The sequence below is a fragment of the Fusibacter sp. A1 genome (assembly GCF_004125825.1).
Lineage (GTDB): Bacteria > Bacillota > Clostridia > Peptostreptococcales > Acidaminobacteraceae > QQWI01.
Window position 1 is genome coordinate 63895 of sequence record NZ_QQWI01000006.1, and the last position, 23026, is coordinate 86920.

The window sequence follows — 23026 nt, forward strand, 5'->3', positions numbered from 1 at the left end:
AGTCACTATTGTCATATTCATGCGGGACTATTGTCCTTATTTAGTAACTACCCTAAAAATTCAAGTCCAATCTAATATTATTATATAGATTGCCAAGTTCTTCGCCAAATACAATGATGGCGATCATAATGACCATTGCAATCAACACTGCAAGTAAAGCATATTCGACCATTCCTTGTCCCTTGCTCTTTGCTTTCAATGAAACTGTTCTCAGTCCAAACATGCTTAACCTCCATTACAACTCAGGATTCCATCAATCAATTCTCATCATAATAGTTGTTGATCTGGTTTTCTATTGCAAAAAGCACGGCGTTCACTCGGTCTTTTACATCAATTTTTCTAAAAATAGTAGTAAGATAGTTCTTCACTGTTTTTTCGGCCAAAAATAGAATCTCACCGATTTCCTTGTTTGTCCTACCCTTTGAAATCTGATACAGAATATCTAGTTCTCTTGATGTCAATTCGTCAAAAGGACTCTTGTCAAAGTGCTTGAACGATTCGGATCTTAAAAGCATTCCGATAAGGGCCTGGTCCAAATACTTGTCTCCTTGAACCACTTGCTCTATCGCTCTTACTACTTCGGTGCCTGCGGAGTCTTTCAATATATACCCATCCGCACCGAGAAACATGCATTTTTTTATGAACTCTCTATCATCTTCAATGGTCAGAATGATCACCTTACTGGCTTTATCTTGTTTTCTAAGTTCTTCAAGTACTTGAATCCCTGTCATTTGAGGCATATTCATGTCCACTATGAGCAAATCCGGACTTAAGGTTTTAACAAGTGCTAGTGCCTCGATACCGTTAACAGCCTCGCCTACAACACGGATGTCCGTATCAAGCTCGATGATCCTTTTTAACCCTTGCCTAATCAGTTCGTGATCGTCCGCAAGTACCACTCTAATAAACTTGTTCATCTTTGATTACCTCTTTATTGACAGGCATTGTGATCAGATACTGGGTTCCAGTACCGATCGTCGACAGGATATCGAATTTACCACCAAGTTGGACGACTCTCTCTTTCATCCCGATAAGTCCATACGATTCGCTTTCTTTTGTGACTCTTTCATAGGTGGCTTCCACATCAAAACCGACACCATCATCTACAGCAATTATTCTCAGATGCTTGGTTCCAATCTCCAGCTGAATCGCTGTTCTAGTCGCCTTAGAATGCTTATACATATTGTTGAGTATTTCCTGAATAACCCTATAAACGGCAAGTCCAATGAAGGATTCAACAGGATTGCTTCCGTTTTTGATACTCAATTTGATCGTCATTCCTTTGTCTTGTCGATACTTCTCCACCAGTCTCTCAATAGTGGCTTGTAATCCCAAATCATCAAGGCTCATCGGTCTAAGGTCAAAGATAATGCCCCTAACTTCTTTTAGGGTGCCCATTACCATTTCTCTCAACTCGCCCAGTTCCTTAAGTCCTTCATCTACATTCTTTTTTATCAGAGATTCACAGATATCCGCTTTCATCACGACATTGGCCATTGCCTGAGCAGGACCGTCGTGAATATCTCTAGAAATTCGTTTACGCTCGTTTTCTTGAGCTTCCAAAATACGGATACCAAGATTCATCTTATCAGGTCCGGTGAGTTCTTCAAGGGCCAGAAGTCCCTCCCCTTTCAAATATCCTATCGCCACCGAGACTTGACTGATGATGTTTTCTGCATCCTTTAAGACACCAGCGAAATTTTTTATCGAAATCTCAAGCTGGCTTCTTCTTTCTCTGAGGGCTTTCTCTTCATTTTGTTTGGTGATATAAGCGATCCTCACATCCGATGCCTGATCGTATACTTCATGCAGATCGCTCTCACTGTACTCTTTAAACTTTTTGGAGACATCCGCAAGCTTCTTGCGCATCAGCTTGTCTTTCATTTCAAGTGAATCGACTTCCTGTATGATTCTCTCCGTCTCATTCTGAACACTGCTAAGTTCAGCTTTTAACTGCTGATGCTCATTTCTTGTTTTCTCGACGATATCAAAAACCTGGTTCTTACTTGATTCGATCATGTTGATTGTTTCTGAAACTATAAATTTAAGCGGATTCGGATTTTTCGCCATTATCGCACCTCATATATTCCGATATCGTTCTTGCCGTTATGCTTGACTTCATACATCGCATGATCCGCACTTCTTATGAGTTCAAGTAGATGCGTACCGTCTTTTGGAAACATCGAAAGTCCGATGCTTACTGTCAACATGATCCTTTCATCACCTAAGTTGAAGGGTTCTTGAAGAGAACGCATGATGTCTGTGGCGATTTTTCTAAAGTACTCCTCACTGGATTCTTTGGTCAGCATGACGACGAACTCGTCCCCGCCCATGCGAGCCGCCAAATCACCGTAAGGTATATTCATCTGTACCCTGTCTGCGAGTTCATGTAACACATCATCGCCGACATGATGGCCGTATAAGTCGTTAATTAGCTTAAAGTCGTCAATGTCGATATAGAGTATTCCGAGCATCTCCTTATTTTTACTGGCTTTTACCATGGCAATTTCGAGTTTTTCCATAAAGTAATGCCTATTTGCAAGCTCTGTCAACTTATCATGCGTGGCAAAGTGCTCGAGTTTCTTATAAGCTTCCTTCTTTTCGGTCACATCAAGAAGCGAGATGATCAGTTCCTTGCTCTCTTCAATTTTTGAGATAATCACTTCAACATCCGAGATTTGCATTTCTTGATTCACAAATCTGAACTCAATCGGTTGATCACGAGTCTCGATGGGATGCTCCCCATTAAGCGATTCGTTCATATACTGTAGCACATTCACAGCATCCGACTGATAGATATATCTTCCAAAGGGCATATCTTTGATCGCATCCATGTCGGGTACGTTCACAAGATTTAAGAATTGTCGGTTTACCAGTTGGATCAGCTTGTTTTCATCTAGTATCACCATCGCGGTTCCTACGGTTTCAAAGATTTCCCTATATGCGAACAGGATTTGCTCGTCTGTAGTGTTTGCTATTGATCCCGTCTGGGATTCAACTTCTGAAACCTTGTACTTTCTCCAGTAGCTGACCGCTGCATAAAGAGCTATGCAGTTGATCAGAAGAATCAGTGTGCTCCATCTCGAATCCATACTGAGCACAGAAACAGAAAGTATCCAAAGAATAGGATAAATCATCTTTTTCTGCATCAACTCCAACTTAGTTTCGCTTTTTTTCATATTTAAACTCCTAGGTCAAGTTTGGTATCACTTTTTTCGATTGATATGACTCATTTACCCGTACACTACTTATAATATGCGATATTTTATTATTCTGCTATTATTATCGCAAAAAAAAAAGGGATTGCATAGGCAATCCAAACTGTGGGGTTCACTGCCGGTCTGTTAAGACAGGAGGATGAGACTACGTATGTAGCTCAAATGGCAGCGAATCTGATTTCGTTGTAGATGTAGTTTAGCATATAATCCCACTGCGCTCACATGGAGAATATCAACAACAAAACAAAAACAAATACTCGCTAAAGGGCGAGTATTTGTAATTAAATCACAATGCTATATGACCGTTTTATGCATCCCAAGAAATTCGCGATCAAATCCTTCTTTAACAGAACCTGCAGAAATCTCAGCTAACTGATTTTTTGAATTCGTCCGATGATTTCTCCGTTTTTTTCTACTGCGATCCGCGCACCATCATTAAAAAGCCGGTGGAGCACTTCAATCAGATAGGTGTCTTCACTGATCACATCATAGTTTTCATCCTTTTCAATCGGTTCTAAGACCAATTCTCCTACCTTTGTCGTGTTCAAGTAAGAAGTCAGGTGTTTTGTGCCGAAAAAGTTTTTCACATAGTCGGAACGATGGTTGAAGATCATCTCCATTTTGCTTCCTTCCTGTTCAATTCGACCCTCTCTAAACAGAATGATCCGCTCACCAAGTTTTAAGGCCTCTTCAATGTCATGTGTAACAAAGACGATTGTTTTTTTCAATTTACGATGCAGCGTTTTTATCTCTTCTTGTAAAGCAGTTCTAGTGATTTCATCTACAGCGCCGAAGGGCTCGTCCATCAGCAGGATGTCAGGGTCTGCGGCGAGCGCTCTTGCCACACCTATCCTCTGCTGCTGACCGCCGCTCAGTTCTCTTGGATACCTCGACGCGTAATCATATGGGATGTTCACCAAATCAAGCAACTCCTCCACAGAGTAGTTTGAAGGGATACCTGATAAGTTAGGCACATACATCACATTTTGAGCAACCGTCATATGAGGGAAGAGTCCGATCTGTTGTATCACATATCCGATTTTTCTTCGTAGATGGTGGATTTCCCATTCCTTCATCGGCTTACCTAGTACTTGAATTTGACCGTCTATCAGCTCAACCAGACCATTGATGCTTTTTAGCAGCGTGGTTTTTCCAGATCCCGATTCTCCAATCAAGGTTACAAACTCGCCTTCACTTATCACAAGATTTAGGTCGCTTATAACCGGTAAGTGACCGGGATAGCCGATAGATGCGTTTTCGAAGATGATCATTTCGATTATAACCCCTTATCCTCAATAAATTGTCTAGCTACTTCTTTAGGTGATTCATTATCTCTTTCAACTTTCAAGTTAAGACCGCTCATCTCATCATCCGAAATCGCTCCAGTCAACTTTTCCAAAATGCCTAAAAGCTCTGGATACTGATCAAGTACTTCTTGTCTTACCACTGTCGCACCATGGTATGCAGGGAAGTAAAACTGATCGTCAAAAAGCACTTTCAGATTGTATTCTTTTAAAAGTCCATCCGTAGAAAATGCGTTGATCACATCCACAGCTCCATCACCGATTGCTTTGTATTTAAGACCGATGTCCATTTCCTTGATGTCAGCGAATTCAAATCCATAAACACTTGAAAGTCCAGGATAACCGTCTTCCCTTTCAAAAAAGTCATACTCAGCGCCAAAGTTGAGTTCTGAACTTACAGCCGCAAGATCGCTAAAGGTCTCCAGTCCGTATGTTTGAGCCGCATCCGCTGTGACGGCCATCGTATAGGTGTTGTTGAATCCGTAAAGACCCGTCCACACAAAATTGAAATCTGTCTTATATGCCTCTTTGGTCATCGCATACAGTTCCATCGGATCGGAAACAAGCTCTTTTCCCAAGACGCTTAACCAACCTGTTCCAGTATATTCAGGATACAGATCTATCTCTCCCTTTTCCATTGCCGGTTGGATATTGGCATGTCCGCCGCCTATCCCTTCCTTATACTCAACCGTTAAATCCGTGTCCCTTTCAATCAGATAGACAAGCATTTCTGCGATGATATAGGATTCGGCAAAGGGTTTTGAAGCGACAACCACCTTCTTCTCTGTCTTAGCGCATGCGGTCATTGATAGGACCATCACGAGTACCAGCAGTAGTGCAATGATTTTTTTCATTTTTTTCTCCTTTATACAGCCTTCTCTTCTTTAACGATCAACTTATTCGACTTTGCTTTAATGCCAAAAATTTTAAAGTTGATGTATTTCTCGCCCATTCCAAGCATCCAATCGGCACCGCCTGCCATTACGGCAATCAAGACGCTACTTAGGAATGTCATTTCGACATAGTTTGTTGTAATCCCGCGCCATACCGCTCTACCAAGACCGCCTGCTCCGATTAGGGCCGCCACTCCAGTCAGAGCGATTGTCATGACAACCATGTTTCTGAATCCTGCGAAAATCACTGGGAAAGCAAGTGGCAGTTCAATCTTGAACAACATCTGCAGCTTGGTGGTTCCCATTCCCTTTGCAGCCTCATGTATGTCCCTGTCCACTTGCTTTATGCCGACCAGCGTATTTCTAACCATAGGCAGAAGCGCATACAGTGTAAGCGTGATCACCGCGTTCGACGTACCGATGCCGGCAAATGGAATAAGCATACCAAGCATCGCGATGACCGGTATGGTGTAAATCGCATTGACAACTCCCATGACCACCTTTTCTATCCACGGCTTACTTAAGCATAAGATTCCAATCGCCATTCCCAAAATCGTACTTAAACCGATCGGGATGGCTGAAATGTAAATGTGTTCTAGTATGCTTTGGGTAAAGAATGGCAATCTATCGAAAAATAAATCAATAACGTCTAGTATGAATGTCAAAATCTACTCCTTTATTACCGATATATCTTTCCAAAAGGCGATATATCCTCTGATTTGTACGGCCTTAGTCTTCGGGTCTTCATAAACCCATGCCGCATTTTCGGTCCTGTCCGAACCCGATACCACATGATAGTAGCTTGCAAGTCCTTTCCAGGGACAGGTAGTATGGTGGGTGCTTTCAGTCAAATAGTCAAAATCGACATCTTCCTGCGGAAAATACTGGTTCCCTTCTATCTCTATCGTTCGATCCGATCTTGCAATCACCTTGTCATGAAACACTGCTTTATACATAAACTCACTCCTTTCCCCTAATCGATACCCATTGTCAGTAGCCAATCCACATTTTTCTAAAACAAAAAAAAAGCCAAACGCTTTCGCACTTGGCTACTTTCTTTAAGACTAATTGTCTTTTTTTCTTTTTCTACTCAACGACAAGCCACCGAATCCACTGATAATTGCCATGTAAAACCCGAAATTATACCACCAACCGCCATTATAAGCCTCATAGATGGTCACATCCGGATCAAAAATGCTCCATACAAGTGCGATCGGCGCAATCCATCCGTGCCAGATACCGCTTAAGATGCCCGCAGGCTCATCCCTATCAGGTACGCGGTGGGCCATGCAGCCTGTGAGTACTGTCGAAACAAGTACTAAGATCAAAACTAAAATCAATGCTTTTTTCATCATTTCCCCCTTATTCTGCAATTGTAGTCTTATCTATTTGATTCTTTTTAAAACCTCTAACAAGAACGTATATACCCTCTCCGTAGAAGATATACTCAAATGTTCGTTTGGAGTGTGCACATCATGCATTTCAGGTCCTAGGCTGATCATGTCGATGTCGCCAAGTTTTTCAGACAAGAGACCGCATTCTAAACCCGCATGGATCGCATGTACAAGCATTTCCTTACCGTTCATCTCCTTATACACTTCAATCATCAAATCTCTAATTGGTGATTCAAGACGATATGCCCATTCCGGGTACTCCGCATAAACTTTCACATCCGATTCGATCAGGTTTGCTATGATCGACATGCGGCTGATAATCTCTTCTTTAAGTGAAGCGACTGAACTTCTTACCGCATTTACAAAGACGATTTCCTTATCGCTTGAAGTCAACACACCGATGTTGTTCGAGCTCTCGACAAGACCTTCAATGCTTTGCGACATTGTCTCAACACCTTGTGGAATCAGTCTCATCGCAGTGATTACGCCGTGCAGCGTCTCATCGCTCCAAATCATGTTCGGTAAATCGATGCGTTCAAATGCGATTGACAGATCAGGGTCTGCCACAGCATATTCGTTCTTAAACATCTCTTCAATCGGTTCGAGCGCGGCCATCACCGTATCAACATCCGCATCGGTCACCACCCTCACGGTCGCGAACTTGGCAATGGCGTTCATCTTCTCACCACCGCTCACACCAAACACAGCAAGCTTCTCAAGATCGATATGTTCAAGCAAGCGTCCGATCAGCTTAATGGCATTCGCTCTCATCTTATTGATTTCGATACCGCTATGACCGCCTTTTAGACCTTTGATGGTAATCGCATACGCGCCTGGAAGTTCGTGACTGATCCACTTCACAGGCACCGTGATGTCAACATTGGCGCCACCCGCATTAGATGCTAGTAAAACACCTTCTTCTTCCGAATCGAGGTTGATCAGAATGTCCCCTTCCACATGCGAAGGATCAAGACCGATAGCTCCATCCATACCCGTTTCTTCAGCGGCAGTGACAAGTGCCGTGATTTGAGGATGCTCGATTGTCTTATCTTCTAAAACGGCAAGTGTCATCGCAACTGCGATTCCATTGTCGGCACCTAGTGTCGTATCCTTCGTTCTGATATAGTCTCCATCGACAACTAGTTCGATAGGATCTGTTTCAAAATTATGGGCAGAACCTTCTTTTTTAGTACAAACCATGTCCATATGCCCCTGTAGAATCACTTTAGGAGCTGATTCATAACCTGCAGTTGCTGGTTTTTTGATAATGACATTCATACAAGGCTCTTGGATAACTTCTAGTCCTAGCTCATTTGCTACAGAAACCAAATAATCCGATACCGCTTTCTCATTTCCCGATTCCCTAGGAATCATCGACAACTGTTCAAAATAATAAAGTACTCTTTCCGGCTTTAATCCATTAAGTATCATCTTTTTCTCCTTAGTTAAGTCCTTGCCAGTCAGTACCCTCTACCAGCACCTTTAGTATCTCTTCAAGACCTTTTTTATCCTCGTCATCAAATCGCTCCAGTGTGGGACTATCCACATCTAAAACGCCCAGTAGGCGATCACCGTCAAAAATAGGTACGACGATTTCACTTTGCGATATGATATCACAGACGATATGCCCTGGGAATTCATGCACATTGGGAACTATGATTGTTTCTCCTTTTTCGGCACTAGTGCCGCAAACACCCTTACCCATGCTGATTCTAGACACGGCGGGGTTTCCCCAGAATGGTCCGAGCACAAGCTCGTCGTTTCTATGTAGATAAAAACCTATCCAATTCAAATCGTCTATTAATTTTCCGAACAATTGAGCCGAATTGCTTAAGTTCGCAAGCCAGTCTCTTTCATTTGCAATTTGAGATTCCAATCGTTTCAATACTTTTCTATATTGCTCCCTTTTTTGCATCAAGCTACCTCCAGCACTACTTTGACTATACCATCCACATCATTATAACGTTTTCCTATCGAATCGTACACCCTGCATAAGGACTTTCATTTTTGAAAGTTTAGCACTTTCAAAGCGATGTATATGCTATAATACATAAGTATGTCAAAAGAAGAGGGAATACTATGTTTACATCTACAGAGAAAAAGAGATACAAATCAAAAGGAGAAGTTTGTAATATGTCAATTGTAATCGATGGCATTATCGGTGCCGGTAAAAGCACAGTCGCCAGTTTTTTAAGTGAAACGTTCGACATGCCTATGTTTGAAGAATTAAAGGACGATGGGTCCAATTCACTTGCCCAGCGTATGCTTGATAGATTTTATGAAGACCAGTCCAGATGGAGTGCGATCATCCAGGTCATGTTCCTAAACGACCGGTTTAAAGATATAAAAAAAATCGAAGCGATGAACCAGCCTGCGATTATAGACCGATCGATCTACGGCGACGAGATTTTCGCTAAAACCATCCATGATAGGGGCAACATGACTGAGGATGAGTTCGTCATCTACAGAGACCTGCTACATAACATGCTGCAGCACATCAAAGCACCGAGACTGCTTGTCTACATTGACGTGTCTGTCGATACAGCGATGGATAGGATCAACAAACGCGCACGATCTACAGAAGCCGACTTGATTCCAAGAGACTATATGGAGGACCTTAGAAGAAACTACGAAGCATGGTTTAACGCATACGACCTAAGTCCGAAAATCAAAATCGATCTGAACGATAGCTTAGTGTGCGAACAGGGGATCCTTAAGCCCGAAAAGAAAAAAGCTCTGTTAGAAGCTTTCAAGCCCTTCCTTACCTATAAGTAAAGTCTAAAAGGTTGCCCCTGTCACTAGGAGGCAACCTTTCTGTTTATTAAGTGTATTTGCTTGTTGGCATTTGCGTCAAAACTGTTTTTACCCGTTATGTAGAGTGTCGCAAGACCGCTTACGAGCAAATTGAGATAGTAGCTGATACCTCTCCAGACAAGCACCCCGCCGGCAACCGTTCCCGGTGGAAACAAACTGTTGAAAATGATGAAGAACCCGCCTTCTGCCACTCCGGTGCTTCCGGGAGTTGGAATTAAGGAGATTGACATATAAAGCACCGACTGCAGTGCAAGAATCTCTACAAATGATTTATCCTGCTGCCCGAAAGCCCTGTATACGAAGTAGGTCATACCAAAATAGGCGGTGAGCTGCATCAAGGTCATAAGACTCATTTTCATAACTACCTTCTTATCTACAAACAGACATCTTGTCTTATGTGTGAACTCATCGATAGTCTCCACATACTTCATTTGCTTTGTCTTGATTTTCAGTTCTGACACTTTAAGGATTCTTAAGGCTCCAAGCAGTCTGCAGGTAATGGTCTTGACAAAAGACGGTTTGAAAACCATTAAAAGCAGCACACCGAGTCCAATCACATTAAAGATCAGACCGATTGCGATTAACCCATAGGATTTTGTCAAGTAGACCAAGATATTTGACCATTCAAGCGCTACCAGAAACAAAGAAAACACTGTCACGCCAATCTGGAAGTATAAGAATTTATTCAGCAGGACAGCCGTTGAATGGGTCGCTTTTACTCCGTCCTTCACCATCGAAATCAGTTGCATCGGTTGACCACCGCTTGCAAATGGTGTGATGAGCGAATAGAACTGCCCTACGAACATCGACTTGATAGAAACAGAAAAAGGCGTGATCCGCCTTTTGAAGTTGACTAAGACATCAAGCATGCAAGCCTCTAGAAACAGATAAGTCCCCATGGACACCACTGCGCACAAAACAAATGCCATATCTAAACGCTTAACGACTTCAAGAATTTGTTGTGGAGCGCTGTTCTTAAAGATAAGAGTGCTGGTGAACAGTATCAGACCTATCAGAAGCATTGAGTTAATCACTTTTTTTCTCAATTGACACCTACCTTGGACTGATTCATCCACTTGCCTATTTGGATAAAGGCTTCATCTCTTTGGGTATTGGTCTTAAAATCATTCATCTTGCTGATAATGGAATTAAACTGCGCGTCATCATTTAACATCAGATCCATCTTGCTGATCATTTCGGACTGATTTTTAAAGGTTTCGCCGAAACCGTATTTGTTGATGAACTCGATATTGAAGACCTCCTGACCGACCTTTGAAGGTTGTATCAGCATGGGGAGATTGCTTTCTATCGCTTCAAATATGGTCGCCCCGCCAGGTTTTGTGATTATCAGGTCCGACTGCTTCATGATTTGAGCGATATTTTGTGTGTATCCTATCACATGAATGTTTTCTGGAATCTTCATCGCGCTAAGTTTTCTAAACAGCTCCACGTTCTTTCCTGTGACCACTGTAAATTGATAAGGAAGCTCACCAAGCGTCTCGATAGTCTTCTGAGTAAAACTTAGTTTTCCCATGGCCGAACTCATCATCAGGACGTTTTTAATGGATCTTACACCTTCATGGTCGCTATCAAACGCTTCCATTACAGGAACGCCAGTGATGAATACCTGTCTTGAGCTGATACCCTTTTCAATAAGCGCGTTTTTCACATCCTGTGCGGGAACACAGTACATGTCTGTACTTTCATTGATCCATTCCCAACCAGCCACCACATCCGTAATCACAGTCACCGATTTGATGGACGCATCTGTTTTTTCCTTATAATTAGACACGAATTGGGCGCATGTCGGAAACACCGAGATGATCATCTTCGGCTTAAGGTTCTGAACATATTTTTCAAATCGTTTGTAGTAAAGTTTAAGCATCAACTCATCTACGACGTTTTCTTTAGTATTTCTTAAATGATACAGTCCATTATATAGTGGCAGTTTTGATCTTGTAAGCAAGTTGTATGTCTCAAACAAATATTCTTTTAGTTTTGGCGTAGTAATACTGAATAAATCTTCAGAAACCACCGACATATCGGGAAAAAGACTTTCAATTTTCTCAATAAGCGCATTGGTCGCCGAATTGTGACCGTTTCCGAAAGAGGCAGTCAGTATTAGCACATCACATGTATTTCTTTCCATAATAACCTCCAATGACATCATGAATAACATGAGTTCATGAATAATCATATCTTACTTACCTTATCTGAATCTTACGCATAGATTAAATGTCTATTAGAATCCTTACAAGTTCGTAATTAGTCTATCATATGAAAACGTTTGTGAAGTATTCAAAATTCTTACAAATTCATTACATTTGCCATCGCCTCTTCAAAAATAATAGGAGGCCTAGGCCTCCCACTTGTCATATTCGTCTAATTCTCCTTCTTCGTATGCTTTCGTCCAGTTGGTATGTCTTTTGGATTTTTGAGATCCTTTGCCATGATGTTTGATTTGACCTTCCTTGTTGGGACGCTTATGTTTCTTCTCTTGAATGATTCTATTCGCCTTAATACTCTTTTCAACATGATCTTCGCGCAACACTAAAAAATCCCTCCTAATCATTTGTTACTTATAAAATACCCCAGCCATAATGGAATAAACATCATTTGATTAGATTTAATTCACGTTACTCTAATCCCACTTTAATGAAGGTCACATATTCTTTTAAAAATCAAAAGATATACTCAATGTATCGAATAACACAGGAGGTATCACATGGGTACATTAATCGGATTATTAATCATCTTCTTGCTTGTCAAGGTCGCTTTTTCAATAACATCGGTGCTGATCAGAGTCTTACTTGCCATTATAGGTGTTGCAATCGCCATATCACTGATCCCGGCACTCATCGCAATAGCAATCCCATTCATGCTCTTCGGATTCGCACTTGCCATCATCGGAGTCGTCTTCAAAGCCATATTCTAACCGACCTAACATACCAACCTTACCGAACACATAAAAAAACTTGATTCCCAAAAGAATCAAGTTTTTTTACATCATTTATCCTTAATCACCAATCACCAATCTTCAATCTTCACAATCGATCCCCCGCCCAACACATACTCGCCATCATACACAACCAGATACTGGCCTGGCGCAATTGCCCTGACAGGACTATCAAAGCTGACATGATAGGTATCATCAGCTGTTTTTTCAAGTTTCGCCTTTAGCACATAGCCCCAATTGAACATTTTCACATCGTAGACATGGTCTTCCACCAAAGCTTCGATCCAAGTGGTGTCGCTAATGACAAGACCTGAGTGGTAAGCCAGGCTCTCGACCCCGATAACGACTTCTTTTGATTTGGCGTCAATGTCAATCACACATTCGTTTTTTTCAATGTCTATTCCCAAATTTCGTTTTTGTCCCACCGTGTAGCGGTAATACCCATGATGTTGACCTAAAACCCTGCCACTCGAATGTACGATACTACCGGCGGCTTCATTTGAAGAAAGCATCTCATCAAGATATGTCCTATAATCGACACCACTTGCAAAACAAAGTCCATCACTGTCCTTTTTGCCCGCGACAGGCAAAGCTAGCTCATGGGCGACGCGCCTCACCTCCGCCTTGTCAGGATAGCTTCCAAGCGGAAACAGAAGATGTGCCAGCTGTTCCGGCCTTATACTGTGTAAAAAATAGACTTGGTCTTTTCTATCCGTCGAAGCACGCTTTAGCCGGTAGTTCCCGCCCTTATTTTCAATGACCGCGTAATGCCCTGTCGCCATAAAGTCGCAACTTAACTTGTGCATCCACTCAAATAGAACACCAAACTTGATTGTACGGTTGCATTTCGCACAAGGATTTGGAGTCAGCCCTGCCAAGTAACTTGACTTAAAATAATCGATGACCTCTGATTTGAACACGTCTCTCAGATCAATCACATGATGCTCTATCTCAAGATGTCTGCAAACCGCCCTGGCATCCTCAAAAACCTGTTCTTCCTGATCGTCGAACAGCCACATGGTAGCCCCGATCACTTCATATCCGTCATTTATCAACAGGGCCGCACAGACAGAACTGTCCACCCCGCCGCTCATGGCCACCATCACTCTCTTTTTCATAACTATCTCCATTATTGATTTTTCCAACTACGCATTGGTGAATAATTACTTTTGCTTATCTAAACATTTCATATGATTATATCACGTTTCAACATTTTTTTTGAACCTCTAAAGACTACAAAACTGTGATTCTGATTTCATAGCATGTCAGCCTAAGCTTTATTTGCTGAAAATGGTCTTCTACAACAATTTGACCTACAACTTATCATAATTTCAGTATTCTCAATTACTTTGAGAGTGATCGATATAAATAATTGTTAAAGCTACTATAACAATACTCGTATTCGTCAAGCTTACCAGAATCAACCAATGAACCAGTTGTTATAATATATTTATCCTCCGTTATTGATGCAAGTTCCTCTGCATTTACAAGATAAACACTTCGATCCATTAAGAGAAATTGATAACAGTCAACTATTAATCTTGTAACAGTGTTCTTATTATCCCATTTTTCATAGTTTGGATCTATCTGATCATTCCATAAGAAGAAGATAGGAATTTTTTTGTCGGTAGTTTCTAGTATTTCAACAATTTTTACAATCTCCATTGTACTCTGGTTAATTTCTACAATTTTATATACTAGCGATTTACCTATTATCACGCCAATAACAGTAATGAAAATCAAACAGACCGTCATCATTTTTTTTGATTCATTTGAAAAAGTCAAAAAGATAAATCTACTCACGAGAATTGCTATCAATGCTGGGAACACTAATCCGAATTTTCTACTATAGGAAAAAACCCCAACCGATTGAACGATATGAAATGAAGTCAAATTTGATGATCCTATACTATATGCTGCAATTCCAAAACCAACTATAAACACCAGTATGACTGTATAAAACCAATGTGATAATTCACTTTTTCCTTTAAGCAATCTTGCAAATCCGAATAAAATCAATTCACCATTCAGTACATCGATGTATCTCCCATAGACGATATGGTCAATTCTAATTGGGTTGATCATAAAAATTGAATTGATCAGAATCGTAAGCCCAAACGCCATAAGAAGAAATAAATGGACATCAAATACATTTCCATTGTACTTCATGCTAAACTCTTTGGTCCTTATCGCATTTGATACTTTTTTAACTACACTCTGAAGTAATTCAAACAGACCAAAGTAGCTTAATAAGTAACTTGAGGCACCTACATAAAACAAATGCCCCCCCAATACGCCAAAAAACTCAAAAATCCCTTTCATTGTAAATATTTTTTCTATTTTAACAACTTGAGATGAATAATCATTGGTTAAATTACCGTTATCATAGGACCAAAGGTTATCCTTCAGATTGTTTTTCATATATACATCCGCTATCAAGATAATCATGATAATTAACACTACAATCATCAACTGTTTAAGTTTAATTCTTTTAGTCAATGTCATCATTAGTACAACCATCACACTAGCTATTACTATGCCTAATGTCCTTTGATGTACTACATAGATAAAAGCACTTAAAAACCCTATAAACATAAATTTGAAATTACCAGACTGTTCATCAAGTACAGCAAAACACCAAGCAAGCAACCAACAACTCATAATCAACAAACTCTCACTCCAAGCGATGCTAGAATAGACAATGTATGTCGGATACATTACTATAAACACAGATACGAAAGCAAGCAGAATATTGTCAACATTCATTGTCATTTTTTTCAAAATAGCATAACATAGTAAAAAGCTGATACTCATCATGATTCCGTTAAGTATTATTGCAGCTCTATACATGATGATCGGACTTTTAAAAATTAGAAATAGCGGGGTCAAAATAAGTGAATACCCATATGAGTAAAATGGAATTTCTGAAATAGTATTTGACCAATCATAGCCGGCAAAATAAGCTGCGTTTCCCCAATATCCAAATTCATCATCTAAAACAGAGAAAATACTCAAATCAAAAAAATTGGATACATGAACAATAAAAACAATTAACATCAAAAAAACAATAAGCTTTTTTTCTATACTATTTCTTTTTAAATCTATTAAGTTACCTATTTTTATCATTTTCACTTCCCCGATCAATTACTTTCCAATTATTCAGTCTAAGTTGTTCTCCCACCTATATGCGATAACATAACCTAAAACATCTCCAAATATGGTTACTGCCCTGTATAACAGCACCGCTGTTACCACCAAGTTCTCCTGAACTATTCCAAATAGAAACACACTCATCATCGCTTCGCGTATCCCTATACCTGCCGGTGCTCCAGGTGTTACAAAACCAATAACCCACGAAAGTGAGTACATACCGATTATAGGTAAAACAAGCCCTAAGTCGAGAGTGCCTCCTACACAGGCTAAGACCATCATAAACATAACGGCATTTACTATGAAGGTAATCATATAAAGTACAATGATTTTTATAGTGACTGCAAATCCAACATGCCTTAGTTGATCTTTCATCTTCTCTATGTAATTTCTGACCGTTGAATTTTTAATGTTGACTAGAATGATTAAACAAGCAGCTATCAGTAGCAAACCTAAGCCATAGTAAACCTCATTGAGAATGTGCCTCTTCATTAGGTAGGTAACGGCAAACTCACCTGCAAAAATAATCGATGTGATAATAGCTGTAAAGATCAATAATATCATTTCCATAAGCGTAGTTGCAATTACAGCATAATGCTTAATCTCATTATCAATCGCAATTTGATTTCTACCGATGTAATGGAATATATTACCCGGTAAATACTTATAAAGATTTGATTTACAATAGAGTTTAATCGTACTATTTTTAACGATAATACTCCTGGTTAATTTCCCTAAAAGAGTTTCAAATATCTTAGCGAGGGTTATTACTAAAATTGCATAAGTAATAACTGAGGTGATTACTATCATCATCAGTCTCAATGAATACAAATCAGAAAAATCAACATTAAACTTTATTATCCTTTCAGCAATAAAAGCAAATGACAATATCATTAAAATATTCCCTATAAGATTCATAATCCTCTTGTTTTTCAATAATATGCTCCTTCAACTGATCGCATTATCATTTTTTCGACATAATATCATTGTCCATGGGAAGGGAGTGCTTACTTCAACTATTTCTCCATAGCTACTAAGCAAATCAGTAATCTTTTTTCTGTTCCAATGATTGATATGTCCTGGTGTATTTCCTAATGACATCAAATATTTACCTCTCAAAACGTTGGCAATACGCCAAATCGGTTCATTGGGAACGCTTAGTAGTACATATTTTCGTGTAATGCGAAAAATTTCATTCAAAGCCATTTCAGGCTTTTCCAAGTGTTCTAACACTTCACATGCTATAGTGAGATCATAGGAATCGGTTGATTCATTCAAGTGATAAATGGTGCTGACCTGAAAATCAATGTGGGGATAATCAACCTTTGCTTTACTTATTATTCGCTCAGAAATATCACTTGCTAAAATCTTGATATTTTTTTTGTCAGTACCTCTATTTTTGTAGACATGCTGTGAAATATGTCCTTCACCGCATCCTGCTTCATATACTGAATTGAACTCGATACTTGCAAGCATCCTATCGAAATCCTTAAAATAACCTTTCATAATCAATTGAATCAACTTTTTTTTATTCTCATACTTATCAAAATAATTTCCTTCTGGCTGAACTGCTTTCATACTTAACACTCCTATCCATGTTTGAACTCTGTTCGCATTCAAAACTTCTTATCCTATATTGGATATCTTCCAATATTTTACGATTAGAAGCGACTAGGTCTGCTTGCAGTCCTGCAATTACCGCTTGTACACCGAGTAAAATAAGAATTGCTACCAATATCAGTGATTGTATATGTCCCGCACCATAGCCATTTATATAGTAAATAAGAAATCTTATTCCTAACACAACTCCGGTTACGATAGAGGTCATTCCCAATACGCCAAAAAATCTTAGTGGTTTATACATCATAAAAGAGCGTACAATTATCACGACAGATCGTAAGATATAAGTCCACATATTTGAAAACAGTCGTGATTTTCTTGTATCAGGATTTGTATGGATAGGCACCGATATAATTGTGCCATTATTTCTGCCCGCTTGAATAATTGTTTCAAGCGTATAGGTGTATTCATTAATCACATTTATACGTAAGGCAGCCTCTCTTGAATATGCTCTAAAACCACTTGTAGCATCCGGTACATCGGTATTTGAAGCTAAACGTACTACAAAACTACCAAAATGCTGAAGCATTTTCTTATTCCAAGAAAAGTGATCTGTTTCATCAATTGGTCTTTGCCCAATAACTATATCCGCCTTCATTTGCAAGATAGGGATTACTAATTTGCAAATGTCATCACCACAGTATTGATTATCCGCATCCGTATTGACGATAATATCAGCTCCCAAATGCAAGCATGCGTCTATCCCTGATAAAAAACATTGTGCAAGTCCCTTGTTCTGGATTAAATTGACAATATGATTTACTCCTAGTCCCTTTGCCACCTCAACCGTATCGTCAGTACTCCCATCATTAATTATCAGGTATTCTATTTCATCAATCCCTTCAATTGATTTGGGTAGATCGGCAATTGTTTGAGGTAAGGTCATTTCTTCATTAAAACAAGGTATTTGGATTATTAGTTTCATATCAACCTCCATCTTTTTGCTGGTTCAACGGTAATCTCTTTACATGGTTACTAGCACTTACCAAAAATGTCCCTGGTATATACCTTGTCCTTTACGCTTTTGATATCATCCGATATTCTGTTGGCAACAATCACATCAGAAATTTTCTTAAATTCATTCAAATCCATAATTACTCTGGAATTATAGAAGTGCGTGTCTGTTATTTTCGGTTCATATAAGACTACTTCAATCCCTTTACCCTTTATGCGTTTCATAACACCTTGTATAGATGAATACCTAAAATTATCCGAATTTTTTTTCATGGTCAATCTATAAATCCCAACAATTTTTGGCTTCCTGGCAATAATCATTTCTGCTATATGATCTTTTCGAGTCCTATTCGAATCGACAATGGCAGCTATGATATTGTTGGGTACATCCTCATAATTAGCTAACAATTGTTTTGTGTCTTTCGGAAGACAATATCCACCGTAGCCAAAAGAAGGGTTATTGTAATGATTCCCTATACGTGAATCAAGACACACGCCTTCTATCATGTGCCTTACATTTAAGCCTCTGAGTTCTGCATAGGTATCAAGTTCGTTAAAGTAAGCCACTCTCAGAGCAAGATATGTATTTGAAAAAAGCTTGATCGCCTCTGCTTCCGTTGAATCAGTATATAAAACAGGAATAGATTTTTTAATCGCTCCTCTGATAAGTAATTTTGAAAATACAATGGCTCTTTCAGATTGCTCACCTATAATAATTCTTGATGGATATAAACAATCGTATAAAGCGATTCCTTCACTCAAAAACTCAGGAACAAAAATGACATTACTTATATCATACATCTTCTTCAATTTACGGGTATAACCTACTGGCACAGTTGATTTAATAATAATGATCGAATCTGGATTAATTGAAATTATATCTCTGACCAACGTTTCTACAGACTCTGTATTAAAATAACTTTTTTTAGGATCATAATTAGTAGGAGTACATATAATGATGTAATCCGCCTTGCTAAAAGCTTCATAAGCGTCGGTAGTAGCTTTTAAGTTAAGCTTCTTAGTACTCAAATAGTCATCAATCAAACTATCGGCAAATGGTGACTTCTTATTGTTTATCATATTCACACTATCTTCTTTAATGTCGTATGCAATTACTTGATTATGCTGTGCCAATAAAATCGCATTAGCCAGCCCCACATATCCTACTCCTGCAATTGTAATTTTCATTTCGCTTACCACCTATTATTCAATTCAGTAGCTCCCTTATGACAAATGTGAAAACCATATGCATCGTGCACGGATTCTCAAAGCCATATCATATTGTTCAACAGTTTCTCTAAAAGAGGATATTAGTTCTTTGACTATTTATACACTTTTTCCCATGAATCTAAACACTTACCTTAGGATAGTCAATTCAGCTTGTAAATATAGTAAAAATCCCAATTCACTAAAATACTAGATTATTAACTGTCACTATGTACAATAGCAATTGTAGTGGTTGCTCCTATCTTCCAAAGTTCATCAACTTCAAAAAAAAACATGATATAACTAGTTATATCATGGAGAGCTCTGCATCATCTATCTTCAATTTATCTTAAGCCATCATCAATTATCTTTCCTAAGCGGTGAGTATCTACCTGTCAACAACTTGGAAAGATTGTTGATCACCTCACTATCCACCTTGCGGGTTTCACATGAGGTGATTCCAGTATAAAGGTCAATCTGTTTCTTAATTTCCTTTACATCCGTAAAATCGGTTTTAAAAATATAAATTCTATCATCTTTTGCCACTAGTGTGTTTTCAAGTTCATCGCTTTTAACCGTGATAAAAATCACCTTATAATTCTCATCCAGATTCAAGAATTCGCGGACAATGGCATTTGCACGCTTATATTTGATATCCTCAGTCGCATCAGACCATTCCTTCCCCATATTGAAAGCATTATAACTTTGCTGCTCCAACAGGGTCTCAAGCTCATCAGAAACAGGTCGTTCAGAAATTGAATCGCATTGAATGTCGTCAATTATAACAAGTATGTCGTGTAGCATTGTCCCCACCCACTTTCTACTAATTCTATCGACACTAAAAGAACCTATTATTAACGTTAAGGAAAATAATTATCAAGAAAATGCTCAATTAACGACAAAATCTCGTAATAATGAATAAAAGCCCACTTTAACCTACAGAACTTATCACCACACCCTTTACAAACACCAACTTTAACGCTATAATAAATCGTACTCGGGGGTATAGCGCAGTTGGGAGCGCACTTGACTGGCAGTCAAGGGGTCAGGGGTTCAAGTCCCCTTATCTCCACCATAAAAAAAGGCATCCACATCGTGGGTGTCTTTTTTATATACGAAAGTTTCACTGTAACTTACATTTCACTTTTGCAATGCAAACATATCACATTCAGCAAAGCCGAATACTTCATCCATGCAAAGCATGGATATCATTTCATTTATATTTGCTAGTCAAATCCTCAACCAACTGCATATCCTTTAACTCCCTCGTAGAAAATTTCTTGAAGGTCTTATCTCTATTAAAGACATATACACCAACCCATATGAGTGTTGCACTTGGAACTGCATCAGTACCAGTCATTATCTCTTCGGCAAAACCAACTATTGCACCCGTTGATGCAAATATTAACTGCTTTCTAAACATGATAAAAATTATGATCGCACTAATTGGTGCCCATATTATATCAGAGATTTCAGCAAGAAATGGAACAAGGTATGAAACGTATCCTAGTATGTCAATTAATATTGCTACTACTAATTTTGTATACATGCTGGTGTTAAATTTCTTTTTAATAACTTCATATGTCATATGATCATATCCTTTCTTTCTAGTATTTATATCAACCATAATAGCTAATCCTCTTGTGCTCTAAATAACTCGATACTATATCGCTTAAAATTTAGCGTATCAATATATATAGTCGCTAGCAAGTCTTCTTTTTTATCAAACGGTGATATAAGAAAATAGCCACTTCTAAATCGCATATCACCCGTTTCAGTTTTAGCTACACATTCAAGCCTTACTGTAACATAACTTCCAACTCTAATCCAAAGTGAAGGTATAATTGAGACCACTTCAGCTTGATAACAAAGTCCTTCTTTTTTTAAAGTCTCTAAGCTTTGGCGGCCCAGACCGCTGACTATGAAACTGCCCATACCAAGAAGAGTCCATACAACACCATTTAGAACAAGCGCATAGTTACTGGTAATGGCTACAAAAATCCCTCCGAGTAAAAGGAGGGGGAGGCCAACATACAGAAGAAATACTTTTGATAATTTTTCCCAAGGTGTTGCTATCGTTTTCATTGTTAGCTTCCTTTCAAATTGTCAGATTGGTAGATTACTTGTCGTATTCAACTTATTCGTCTTGACTAAATACCAACTATTACGGGTAAATGAGTCAATGTGGCAATGGAGGTGTAGTATGAGAAAGAACATCTTAATTATAAGTATCTTGATATTATGCGTCAGTTTTGCTGATGATTTCGAGTATGACTATGAAGATATCTTTGAAAATCACGACCTTATACGCCTTATCATCGATGCAGATACCGGAGCAATCAAACATGCCAATTCCCATGCAATAGATTTTTATGGCTATAGCAAAGAGCAGTTGCTTTCAATGAAGATCCAGGATATTAATGCGCTTTCACCCCAAGAAGTCAGTGCAGAAATGGAGGCCGCCTTAAACGAGGAAAGAAACTTTTTTGTATTTGAACATCAATTATCAAATGGTGAAGTTCGAACCGTAGAAGTCTATTCCTATCCAATAATGGTAAACGATAATAAATTGCTCTTTTCGGTGGTGATAGACATTACTGAAAAAGCCGAACTCCAAAGTTCGCTTATTGCTTCTAGAACGAAGAATGTATACCTATTATCAGCCACCTCTTTACTCTTAGTGGCAATCCTTATCATGATTTGGATTAACCGTAGTAAGTATAAGAAAAAGGCCCTTATCGATCCCCTGACTGGCGCATATTCTAGGTTATATCTAAATCATTTAACAAGTAAAAGTAAAAATGAAAAAAGAAAACATCATATGTTTTGCTCTCTTGTGCAAATCGATTTAGACAAGTTTAAGTATATCAACGACACCTTCGGTCATAAAATTGGAGATGATGTTTTGAAGACAGTTGTCGCCACTATAAAAAGCAACTTAAGAAACGATGACATCGTCATCCGGTATGGCGGTGACGAATTTATATTAGTACTTATGGAGTGCGATGAAAATACCGCTATAGACCTTGTGGAAAGAATTAGATCAAGCCTACTCAACTCAAGTAAATACCCGTTCAAAATACAGTTCTCCTACGGTATTCAGCAGATAACTTATCAAGAAGATTTAAGTCCAGCCATTCAGTTGGCAGACGAAAGAATGTATGAGGATAAAAAGAGGAACATTCAGTAGCGAAACACAAGTTTATAAGACACCTTCCTATTCTTTATGGCCCACATATTAACCATCCATTACACGGTTAATGTGTGGCATCACAGCCCTTGCCGGTTATTCAGACCACTTCTTGTTCATTTTTTCTGACTAATATCACCTGCATCAATTTATTAATCACAACTTCACTGCATTCTAAAATGAATTTATCCATCTGTTCAGTACTAAGATATTTGTACTCACTAAGATTGATTTCCTCTTCTTCACTTGTGTAATACTCTTTAATATACTGAAGTTTTCCATTCATTATTTCTGAAGGGAAAAAGTCGAGGTAATCATCAACTCCAT

Annotated in this window: 26 protein-coding genes and 1 tRNA gene; 4 read left to right on the forward strand and 23 right to left on the reverse strand. The window is 38.9% G+C overall.

Annotation, left to right across the window (positions count from 1 at the left end; all coding sequences use genetic code 11):
- Nucleotides 1–52: 52 nt before the first annotated feature.
- From DWB64_RS09645 to DWB64_RS09690, 11 genes are all read right to left on the reverse strand, one after another.
- On the reverse strand, nt 53–223 hold the full coding sequence (locus DWB64_RS09645; protein WP_129488025.1) for a pilus assembly protein: 171 nt from the start codon (nt 221–223) through the stop codon (nt 53–55).
- 34 nt (nt 224–257) lie between these two features.
- Nucleotides 258–917, reverse strand: coding sequence for a response regulator transcription factor (locus DWB64_RS09650; RefSeq protein ID WP_129488026.1), 660 nt, complete (start codon nt 915–917; stop codon nt 258–260).
- Entirely contained in the window at nt 901–2070 is a 1170-nt protein-coding gene (locus tag DWB64_RS09655; RefSeq protein WP_129488027.1) for a sensor histidine kinase, read from the reverse strand. Before DWB64_RS09655 ends, DWB64_RS09650 begins: the two co-directional genes overlap by 17 nt.
- Nucleotides 2070–3179, reverse strand: coding sequence for a sensor domain-containing diguanylate cyclase (locus tag DWB64_RS09660; protein ID WP_129488028.1), 1110 nt, complete (start codon nt 3177–3179; stop codon nt 2070–2072). Before DWB64_RS09660 ends, DWB64_RS09655 begins: the two co-directional genes overlap by 1 nt.
- Before the next feature lie 407 nt (nt 3180–3586).
- Nucleotides 3587–4489: an ABC transporter ATP-binding protein gene (locus DWB64_RS09665; protein ID WP_129488029.1), complete on the reverse strand. Its 903-nt coding sequence runs from the start codon at nt 4487–4489 to the stop codon at nt 3587–3589.
- Nucleotides 4490–4494: 5 nt separating this feature from the next.
- The gene (locus DWB64_RS19360) at nt 4495–5376 is read right to left on the reverse strand and encodes a glycine betaine ABC transporter substrate-binding protein (RefSeq protein WP_171831361.1); all 882 of its coding nucleotides are present in this window, start codon (nt 5374–5376) and stop codon (nt 4495–4497) included.
- 11 nt (nt 5377–5387) lie between these two features.
- Nucleotides 5388–6080 carry an ABC transporter permease gene (locus DWB64_RS19365; RefSeq protein ID WP_207713455.1) on the reverse strand — a complete coding sequence of 231 codons (693 nt, stop codon included), beginning with the start codon at nt 6078–6080 and terminating at the stop codon, nt 5388–5390.
- 3 nt (nt 6081–6083) lie between these two features.
- The gene (locus DWB64_RS09675; protein ID WP_129488030.1) at nt 6084–6371 is read right to left on the reverse strand and encodes a DUF427 domain-containing protein; all 288 of its coding nucleotides are present in this window, start codon (nt 6369–6371) and stop codon (nt 6084–6086) included.
- 108 nt (nt 6372–6479) lie between these two features.
- Nucleotides 6480–6770: a hypothetical protein gene (locus DWB64_RS09680; RefSeq protein WP_129488031.1), complete on the reverse strand. Its 291-nt coding sequence runs from the start codon at nt 6768–6770 to the stop codon at nt 6480–6482.
- Between the two features lie 30 nt (nt 6771–6800).
- Entirely contained in the window at nt 6801–8240 is a 1440-nt protein-coding gene (locus DWB64_RS09685; RefSeq protein ID WP_129488032.1) for an aminoacyl-histidine dipeptidase, read from the reverse strand.
- Nucleotides 8241–8250: 10 nt separating this feature from the next.
- The gene (locus DWB64_RS09690) at nt 8251–8724 is read right to left on the reverse strand and encodes a GAF domain-containing protein (RefSeq protein WP_129488033.1); all 474 of its coding nucleotides are present in this window, start codon (nt 8722–8724) and stop codon (nt 8251–8253) included.
- 218 nt (nt 8725–8942) lie between these two features.
- Between DWB64_RS09690 and DWB64_RS09695 the strand changes: the two genes are divergently transcribed.
- Complete coding sequence (locus DWB64_RS09695) at nt 8943–9584, forward strand: deoxynucleoside kinase (protein ID WP_164980338.1); 642 nt, start codon at nt 8943–8945, stop codon at nt 9582–9584.
- A gap of 23 nt (nt 9585–9607) precedes the next feature.
- Here DWB64_RS09695 and DWB64_RS09700 read toward each other — a convergent pair whose 3' ends face one another.
- From DWB64_RS09700 to DWB64_RS09710, 3 genes are all read right to left on the reverse strand, one after another.
- The gene (locus DWB64_RS09700) at nt 9608–10657 is read right to left on the reverse strand and encodes a lysylphosphatidylglycerol synthase transmembrane domain-containing protein (RefSeq protein ID WP_129488035.1); all 1050 of its coding nucleotides are present in this window, start codon (nt 10655–10657) and stop codon (nt 9608–9610) included.
- Between the two features lie 8 nt (nt 10658–10665).
- Nucleotides 10666–11772: a glycosyltransferase gene (locus DWB64_RS09705; protein ID WP_164980339.1), complete on the reverse strand. Its 1107-nt coding sequence runs from the start codon at nt 11770–11772 to the stop codon at nt 10666–10668.
- Nucleotides 11773–11979: 207 nt separating this feature from the next.
- A complete protein-coding gene (locus DWB64_RS09710; protein WP_129488037.1) occupies nt 11980–12174 on the reverse strand; it encodes a hypothetical protein in 195 nt (64 codons plus the stop codon).
- 174 nt (nt 12175–12348) lie between these two features.
- Here DWB64_RS09710 and DWB64_RS09715 point away from each other — a divergent pair, with 174 nt between their 5' ends.
- Nucleotides 12349–12558, forward strand: coding sequence for a hypothetical protein (locus tag DWB64_RS09715; protein WP_129488038.1), 210 nt, complete (start codon nt 12349–12351; stop codon nt 12556–12558).
- Between the two features lie 92 nt (nt 12559–12650).
- Here the strand turns inward: DWB64_RS09715 and mnmA are convergent, their stop codons facing one another.
- The 7 genes from mnmA to DWB64_RS09750 form a co-directional block, all read right to left on the reverse strand.
- Complete coding sequence (mnmA, locus tag DWB64_RS09720) at nt 12651–13697, reverse strand: tRNA 2-thiouridine(34) synthase MnmA (RefSeq protein WP_164980340.1); 1047 nt, start codon at nt 13695–13697, stop codon at nt 12651–12653.
- A gap of 226 nt (nt 13698–13923) precedes the next feature.
- Nucleotides 13924–15705, reverse strand: coding sequence for a hypothetical protein (locus DWB64_RS09725; protein ID WP_129488040.1), 1782 nt, complete (start codon nt 15703–15705; stop codon nt 13924–13926).
- 33 nt (nt 15706–15738) lie between these two features.
- Nucleotides 15739–16665, reverse strand: a complete 927-nt coding sequence (locus tag DWB64_RS09730; RefSeq protein ID WP_129488041.1) for a lysylphosphatidylglycerol synthase domain-containing protein — start codon at nt 16663–16665, stop codon at nt 15739–15741.
- Between the two features lie 12 nt (nt 16666–16677).
- Nucleotides 16678–17307, reverse strand: coding sequence for a bifunctional 2-polyprenyl-6-hydroxyphenol methylase/3-demethylubiquinol 3-O-methyltransferase UbiG (locus DWB64_RS09735; protein WP_129488042.1), 630 nt, complete (start codon nt 17305–17307; stop codon nt 16678–16680).
- Nucleotides 17273–18274, reverse strand: a complete 1002-nt coding sequence (locus tag DWB64_RS09740) for a glycosyltransferase family 2 protein (protein ID WP_129488043.1) — start codon at nt 18272–18274, stop codon at nt 17273–17275. Before DWB64_RS09740 ends, DWB64_RS09735 begins: the two co-directional genes overlap by 35 nt.
- 50 nt (nt 18275–18324) lie before the next feature.
- The gene (locus DWB64_RS09745) at nt 18325–19491 is read right to left on the reverse strand and encodes a nucleotide sugar dehydrogenase (RefSeq protein WP_129488044.1); all 1167 of its coding nucleotides are present in this window, start codon (nt 19489–19491) and stop codon (nt 18325–18327) included.
- Nucleotides 19492–19869: 378 nt separating this feature from the next.
- The gene (locus tag DWB64_RS09750) at nt 19870–20313 is read right to left on the reverse strand and encodes a hypothetical protein (protein ID WP_129488045.1); all 444 of its coding nucleotides are present in this window, start codon (nt 20311–20313) and stop codon (nt 19870–19872) included.
- Between the two features lie 195 nt (nt 20314–20508).
- On the opposite strand from DWB64_RS09750, the gene DWB64_RS09755 reads away from it, so the two are divergent.
- A tRNA-Ala gene (locus DWB64_RS09755) sits at nt 20509–20584 on the forward strand.
- Nucleotides 20585–20722: 138 nt separating this feature from the next.
- Here the strand turns inward: DWB64_RS09755 and DWB64_RS09760 are convergent.
- Both DWB64_RS09760 and DWB64_RS19255 read right to left on the reverse strand, forming a co-directional pair.
- Nucleotides 20723–21136 (reverse strand): hypothetical protein, encoded by a 414-nt coding sequence (locus DWB64_RS09760; RefSeq protein ID WP_129488046.1) that lies wholly within the window; start codon nt 21134–21136, stop codon nt 20723–20725.
- Between the two features lie 5 nt (nt 21137–21141).
- Nucleotides 21142–21594 carry a hypothetical protein gene (locus DWB64_RS19255; protein ID WP_164980341.1) on the reverse strand — a complete coding sequence of 151 codons (453 nt, stop codon included), beginning with the start codon at nt 21592–21594 and terminating at the stop codon, nt 21142–21144.
- A 118-nt stretch (nt 21595–21712) separates the two neighbouring features.
- Here DWB64_RS19255 and DWB64_RS09765 point away from each other — a divergent pair, with 118 nt between their 5' ends.
- The gene (locus DWB64_RS09765) at nt 21713–22699 is read left to right on the forward strand and encodes a sensor domain-containing diguanylate cyclase (RefSeq protein ID WP_164980342.1); all 987 of its coding nucleotides are present in this window, start codon (nt 21713–21715) and stop codon (nt 22697–22699) included.
- Nucleotides 22700–23026: the final 327 nt, after the last annotated feature.

Coding starts and splice junctions, on each gene's coding strand:
- DWB64_RS19360 (WP_171831361.1), bottom strand. CDS start 5,376: ATGAAAAAAATCATTGCACTACTGCTGGTACTCGTGATGGTCCTATCA.
- mnmA (WP_164980340.1), bottom strand. CDS start 13,697: ATGAAAAAGAGAGTGATGGTGGCCATGAGCGGCGGGGTGGACAGTTCT.
- DWB64_RS09680 (WP_129488031.1), bottom strand. CDS start 6,770: ATGATGAAAAAAGCATTGATTTTAGTTTTGATCTTAGTACTTGTTTCG.
- DWB64_RS09760 (WP_129488046.1), bottom strand. CDS start 21,136: ATGGTTGATATAAATACTAGAAAGAAAGGATATGATCATATGACATAT.
- DWB64_RS09715 (WP_129488038.1), top strand. CDS start 12,349: ATGGGTACATTAATCGGATTATTAATCATCTTCTTGCTTGTCAAGGTC.
- DWB64_RS09675 (WP_129488030.1), bottom strand. CDS start 6,371: ATGTATAAAGCAGTGTTTCATGACAAGGTGATTGCAAGATCGGATCGA.
- DWB64_RS09725 (WP_129488040.1), bottom strand. CDS start 15,705: ATGATAAAAATAGGTAACTTAATAGATTTAAAAAGAAATAGTATAGAA.
- DWB64_RS09660 (WP_129488028.1), bottom strand. CDS start 3,179: ATGAAAAAAAGCGAAACTAAGTTGGAGTTGATGCAGAAAAAGATGATT.
- DWB64_RS09745 (WP_129488044.1), bottom strand. CDS start 19,491: ATGAAAATTACAATTGCAGGAGTAGGATATGTGGGGCTGGCTAATGCG.
- DWB64_RS09750 (WP_129488045.1), bottom strand. CDS start 20,313: ATGCTACACGACATACTTGTTATAATTGACGACATTCAATGCGATTCA.
- DWB64_RS09645 (WP_129488025.1), bottom strand. CDS start 223: ATGTTTGGACTGAGAACAGTTTCATTGAAAGCAAAGAGCAAGGGACAA.
- DWB64_RS09665 (WP_129488029.1), bottom strand. CDS start 4,489: ATGATCATCTTCGAAAACGCATCTATCGGCTATCCCGGTCACTTACCG.
- DWB64_RS09735 (WP_129488042.1), bottom strand. CDS start 17,307: ATGAAAGCAGTTCAGCCAGAAGGAAATTATTTTGATAAGTATGAGAAT.
- DWB64_RS09685 (WP_129488032.1), bottom strand. CDS start 8,240: ATGATACTTAATGGATTAAAGCCGGAAAGAGTACTTTATTATTTTGAA.
- DWB64_RS09650 (WP_129488026.1), bottom strand. CDS start 917: ATGAACAAGTTTATTAGAGTGGTACTTGCGGACGATCACGAACTGATT.
- DWB64_RS09765 (WP_164980342.1), top strand. CDS start 21,713: ATGAGAAAGAACATCTTAATTATAAGTATCTTGATATTATGCGTCAGT.
- DWB64_RS09690 (WP_129488033.1), bottom strand. CDS start 8,724: ATGCAAAAAAGGGAGCAATATAGAAAAGTATTGAAACGATTGGAATCT.
- DWB64_RS09740 (WP_129488043.1), bottom strand. CDS start 18,274: ATGAAACTAATAATCCAAATACCTTGTTTTAATGAAGAAATGACCTTA.
- DWB64_RS09705 (WP_164980339.1), bottom strand. CDS start 11,772: ATGGAAAGAAATACATGTGATGTGCTAATACTGACTGCCTCTTTCGGA.
- DWB64_RS09695 (WP_164980338.1), top strand. CDS start 8,943: ATGTCAATTGTAATCGATGGCATTATCGGTGCCGGTAAAAGCACAGTC.
- DWB64_RS19255 (WP_164980341.1), bottom strand. CDS start 21,594: ATGAAAACGATAGCAACACCTTGGGAAAAATTATCAAAAGTATTTCTT.
- DWB64_RS09655 (WP_129488027.1), bottom strand. CDS start 2,070: ATGGCGAAAAATCCGAATCCGCTTAAATTTATAGTTTCAGAAACAATC.